Raw genomic sequence first — 5,797 nt, forward strand, 5'->3', positions numbered from 1 at the left:
ATGTGTATAAGAGACAGATCCCGATCGCTGCACTGGCGGTCACCCCGGGTGAACACCAGCCCTGGAATGGATTGCGCGGGTTCGTCGCTGACCTGCACAGTGTCGGGACCGAGGTGGACTTCGCTGCGATCTACCCGTCGGGGGCATTGGTGGAAGCGCCGCTGCCGAGCTGGAGCCACCGTGAGCTGATACTCAGCCGGGAAGACGCAGACACCACCCCGCGCGGCGCGGCGGTCCGGGCGGTACACCCGTTGCTGGGAGCCCACGTCCACCTGCTGGAGGAACCCGAACGCCACGTCTGGCAGGGCGACGTGGGAATCGTGGCGCACCCGTGGCTCGACGATCACCGGGTTCACAACACGGCCATCCTGCCCGGGGCCGCCTACTGTGAGATGGCCTTGGCCGCCGCCCGTGCCGGCCTGGGCGAATCAGCCGAGATTCGCGATGTTCGGTTCGAACAGCTGCTGACCCTCGACGACCGGACATCGGTGTCCTCGGGGGCGGTGGTGGTGGCGCCCGGGGTCCTGGACTTCGCGGTGCATACCCGCCAAGCCCGCGACGGTGTCGATTGCGCAACCGCGGTGTTGCAGGCTCAGTCGGCCGTTCGGCAGCCATCGACCCGCGATATCGCCGCGTTGCTGGCCGCGCACCAGGCCAGGGTGGACGGCGCCGAGCTACGAAAAACCGCTGCCCGTAATGGAATTCAATACAGTGCGGCGTTCTCGGGTTTGGTCGAGCTCCGGTTCGGCGACGGCGGACACACTATCGGTGCCACGGCCTTGGCCGAAGTTGTACTGCCGGGGCCGGCCCGCCCGCAGCAGGCGCTCTATGAAGTTCATCCCGCCCTGCTCGAAGCGTGCATCATGTCTGCCGTCATGCGGCCCGACGTCCCGCGCGCCGGTGATGGGGGACTGCTGCGCCCGGTTGGTGTGCGCAGGCTGCGCCGCCATCAGCTGATCCGGGACGTGCGGTACTGCCTGAGCACGGTGACGGCGGCGCGAGCCGGCGCCTGCGAGGCCGATCTGGAATTGATGGACAGCTCGGGCAACGTGGTGCTCACCGTCGAGGGTCTGCAATTCCAGGCCGGCCGCTCAGAGAGTGAGTCCGCCGAGCGCACCCTTGATGAGCGCCTCCTGACCATCGAGTGGGAGCGGCGCGATCAACCGGTTGCGGCGGCCACCGATGCGGGAAACTGGCTGTTGTTGAGCATGACTGACGGCACAGATGCGCTGACCGGCCGCCTCGGTGAGGTGCTCAACGGAGAAGGCGCGCAATCCCACACGGTTTGCCTGCCGATCGACCGCGGATCCGTGGCAGACGGACTCAGTGGGATGCTTGATGGCCGGACCGGGGTGGTTGTGGTCACCCCACCGGCGCGCAACGATTCCAACTCCCCGCGGACCGGCCGCCAATTCGTGGCCTACCTGCTGGACATCGTGCGGCAGATGGTGGCGCTTCCGGGGCAGTCACCGCGGTTGTATGTGCTGACCCGAGACGCCGCCGCGGTGCGACCTGAGGATCGGCCCAACCTGGAGCAAGCGGGCTTGCGTGGGCTGATTCGGGTGGTGGACTCGGAGTATCCGCACTTGAAGGTCACCCAGATCGATGTGGACGGCAGTGCTGCCGAGCACGACGAGGCATTGGCCGCGCAGCTTGCGGCGCAACTTCAGGGCGGGTCGCAGGAGGACGAGACCGCGTGGCGTGACGGCAACTGGTACACCGCGCGGCTGCGCCCCGGACCGCTCGGCCCAGCCGATCGGCGGACCACCGTGGTCCAGCACGGTCAAGACTGTCTGCGCCTGCAACACCGCGACCCAGCTGACCCCGAGTCGTGGGAACCGGTCGCCGCCCCGCGGATTGCGCCGGGCAGCGGTCAGATCGAGGTTGCGGTGGCGGTCACCGGAATCAACTGTGCCGGAGCCGCTCCCGTCGAGTACTCCACGATCGAGGCAGGCCTGCAGCAGCTGGGCGCCGATTTCGCGGGCGTGGTGACGGCCGTCGGCCCTGATGTCACCGGCCACCGCGTGGGTGACCACGTCGGCGGGATCTCTCCGGACGGCTGTTGGAGCACCTTCATCACCTGCGATGCCCGGTTGGCGGCCACCCTGCCGGCGGAACTGCCGGTGTCCGAAGCCGCCGCCTGGCCGACCGCATATGCCACCGCCTGGTATGGACTGCACGACCTGGCGCGCGTGACATCAGAGGACAAGGTGCTGATTCATTGCGCGACCGGCGGAATCGGTCAGGCCGCAATCGCGATCGCGCGCGCGGCCGGATGTCAGGTGTTCGCCACCGCAGATACCCCGCAGCGGCGACAACAGCTGCGCGACATGGGTATTGAGCACGTCTATGACTCTGGCAGTCTTGAATTCGCCGATCGGATACGCCACGACACAGCTGGCCACGGCGTCGACGTGGTGCTCAACTCGCTGTCCGGGGTGGCGCAACGCGTTGGAATCGAACTGTTGGACTTCGGCGGACGGTTCATCGAGCTGGGCAAACAGGACGTCTACGGTGACAGCCGGCTTGGCCTGTACCCATTCCGTCGCAACCTGTCGCTGCACGTGGTCGACTTGGCGTTGCTGGCGCACAGTCATCCAGAAACGGTCCAGCGATTGCTGGGCACCGTCTACCGAAATGCGGTTGACGGCAGTCTCCCGCAGCCGAAGACCATCCACCGGCCTTTGCTGGATGCGCCCTCCGCACTGCGCCTGGCCGGCGGCGATGACTGCGCGGCAACGGTTTTGCTGGATGTGCCCCAGACCGGTAGCACCGTTGCGGTGGTGCCACCGGCGCAGACCCGGCCTTTCCGGGCAGATGGCGCCTACATCGTCACCGGTGGCACCAGCGGAGCCGGGTTGCACCTGGCTGCGGAGATGGCCGCAGCGGGATGTGGCCGCATCGTGCTGAACGGCGATTCGGCACCGGATCGCCAAGCGCAACAGACTATCGAGCGGTTGCGCGCACGGGGCGCCGACATTGCGGTGGAATGCGGCGATATCGCGGAGCCGCAGACCGCGGACCGGCTGGTGGCGGCGGCGACGGCGTCTGGTCTGGCGGTGCGCGGCGTCCTGCATGCGGTCGCCCCGGAGGGCGAAGCACCGCTGACCGAAACCACCGGTGGCCTGGTTGACCGCTGCTGGGAGCCGAAGGTCTACGGCGCGTGGAACCTGCATCGGTCGTTGCGCGAACAGGCAACCGCACAACCGTTGGACTGGTTCTGCGCGTTCTCCTCGACTGCGGCACTGATCGGATCGCCTGGCCAGGGCGCCGCCGCAGCAGCCGACAGTTGGTTGGACGCATTCGGACGCTGGCGCCAGGCCCAGGGTTTGCCGGCCACCGTGATCGGCTGGGGGCCGTGGGCCGCTACCGGAAGTGTCGCTGACTCCGCCGACGGCGTGCCGGCTGCGATCACCTCCGCCGAAGCCGCCCGCGCCTTCCATGCGCTGCTGAGCTATGGCCGCGCCTACGCTGGATACGCGCCGATCACTCGTGCACCGTGGTTGGTGGCGCTGGCACACCGCAGCCCGTTCGCCGAAGCGTTCCGGCCGGTGCGGCGAAGCAGTCCCGACGCGCAGGGGTTCCTCGCCGGCCTGAAGGAGCTCCCGCGCGACCAATGGTTGGACTCGATCCAGCGCCTGGTCTCCGATCAGATCAGTCTGCTGTTGCGCCGTACCGTTGATCCGGACCGGCCGCTGCCCGAATACGGCCTGGATTCGTTGGCCAGCTTGGAGTTTCGTACCCGGGTCGAAACCGAGACCGGGGTCCGTGTCGGTCCTGCCCAGCTCACCACGGTGCGTGGCCTGTCGCAGCACGTATGCGAGCAGCTGGCCGCACGCTTAGAACATGCGGAGTCTCACGGTGGTAGGTAGTTTGAATCGGCCGGTCGCTGTCCCGAGTTGCCAGCCGAAGTGTTGTTAGCACGAGTAGAGGAGCAGACGTGCGTGTAGGGCCATTGGCGTTGGGAACGTTGGCGGACTGGGAGCCCGAGGCCGGGCCCACCGTCGTGTGGCAGCCGTCGGCTGCTGCGCTGGCCGCGGCGCGACAGGCGCCGGTCAACACCGTGCCTGCCAGTTACATGCAGGAACAACACATTCGCGGCTACATCGACCAGACGGCCGTCGGACTCGACTACTCGCGCCTGATGGTGCTCAGTTGCGACATGGCCGGCCGTTGCGACCGGCGGGCCATCGACTACATCATCAATGCGCACGTGCGGCGGCACGAGACCTACCGCAGCTGGTTCGAGCACACCGACGACGGACGCCTGATCCGCCACGTCATAGACGACCCGGCCGATATCCAGTTCGTCCCGGTCGATCACGGGGAACTGACCTTGCCGCAGGTTCGCGTTCTGTTGAACGAGACGCCCGATCCGTTGCAGTGGGATTGCTTCCGGTTCGGGATCATTCAGGGCAAGAGCCACTTCACCTTCTTCGCCAGCATCGATCACGTGCACGTGGACGCGGCGGTCGCCGGCGTGACGTTGATGGAGCTCTACTTCATGTACAACGCGTTGGTCGCCGGTGGAGCACCGCTGGAGTTGCCACCGGCGGGAAATTACAGCGAGTTCTGCGTCCGTCAGCACCGGTTCACCTCTGCGCTCACCGAAGAGTCGCCGGAGATCCAGGCCTGGCGAACCTTCGCCGAACACAACGACAACAGCCTGCCCGGTTTCCCGCTGCCGCTCGGCGACCCCGCGCAACCGTGTGACGCGGCCATGGTCACCGTCACCATGCTCGATGAGAAGCAGACCGTCGATTTCGAGTCCGCCTGCACCGACGCGAGCACGCGTTTCATCGGTGGTGTCCTGGCGTGCTGCGGCCTGGCTCATCGCGAATTCACCGGCGAGGACACGTTCTACGGACTCACGCCGCGGGATACCCGGAGATCTCCGGACGATGACCTCACCCTGGGCTGGTTCACCGGGCTGATACCGATCACCGTTCCCGTCGCGGAGTCCTCGTTTGCGGATGCCGCCAACGCCGCGCAGATCTCTTTCGATACAGGCAGGACGCTGGCGGATGTGCCCTACCAGCGGGTGCGCGAATTGGTACCCAGCTTGGGCAAACCGCCGCCCAATTTTCCCGTCATTAATTTCCTCGACGCCGGGGCCGCACCGTTGTCCGCGTTGATCGCCGCGGGCCTGGACGACCTGAACATCGGGGTGTACAGCGACGGACGGTACTCGTATCAGATGTCGCTCTATGTGATCCGGGTCGGGGAGGAGACCGCTGCCACCGCGGTGTTCCCCGACAACCCGGAGGCCCACGAATCGGTGGCGCGCTACCTGGCGTTGTTGAAGTCCGTGTTTGAGCGGATTGCCGACCGGGAGAGGGTTGCATGAGCCCAGTCCCATTCACAGTGACGTGCAACTGCCGGAGGTGAACCTATCTTCAGCCGGCTAGGCGACTTCGTCGTACGGCGCCCATGGCCGGTGATCGGCTTCTGGGCGCTGCTGGTCGTGCTGCTGCCGCTGTTCGCGCCGTCGCTGACCGAGATGGCGCAACGTCATCCGGTGGCCGTGCTGCCCGCCGATGCCCCGTCGGTCCAGGCCGCCGCCAAAGTGTCCGCCGCCTTTGACGAGGACGGCTCGGAGAACGTGCTGACCGTTCTGCTCACCGATGAGGCGGGCTTGGATCGAGCCGATGAGAGGGTTTACCGCACGTTGGTGGACCGGCTGCGTCTTGATACCGAAGACGTGGTGATGCTGCAGGACTTTCACACCACCCCGGCGCTGCGCGAGGTGCTCGTCAGCGGTGACGGGAAAGCGTGGATCTGTCTCTTATACACATCT

General features: G+C 66.6%; 3 protein-coding genes. All 3 read left to right on the forward strand.

What is annotated here, in order from left to right:
• Positions 1 to 3,872, forward strand: a 3,872-nt coding sequence (locus LI94_RS19950; RefSeq protein ID WP_046302296.1) for a KR domain-containing protein, incomplete at its 5' end; no start/stop codon positions are given.
• 68 nt (positions 3,873 to 3,940) lie between these two features.
• Positions 3,941 to 5,347: a condensation domain-containing protein gene (locus LI94_RS19955; protein ID WP_046302297.1), complete on the forward strand. Its 1,407-nt coding sequence runs from the start codon at positions 3,941 to 3,943 to the stop codon at positions 5,345 to 5,347.
• A gap of 90 nt (positions 5,348 to 5,437) precedes the next feature.
• Positions 5,438 to 5,797, forward strand: a 360-nt coding sequence (locus LI94_RS19960) for an MMPL family transporter (RefSeq protein ID WP_046302298.1), incomplete at its 3' end; no start/stop codon positions are given.

Origin of the sequence: Mycobacterium sp. UM_Kg27, assembly GCF_000972905.1 — a bacterium.
Classification (GTDB): Bacteria; Actinomycetota; Actinomycetes; order Mycobacteriales; family Mycobacteriaceae; genus Mycobacterium.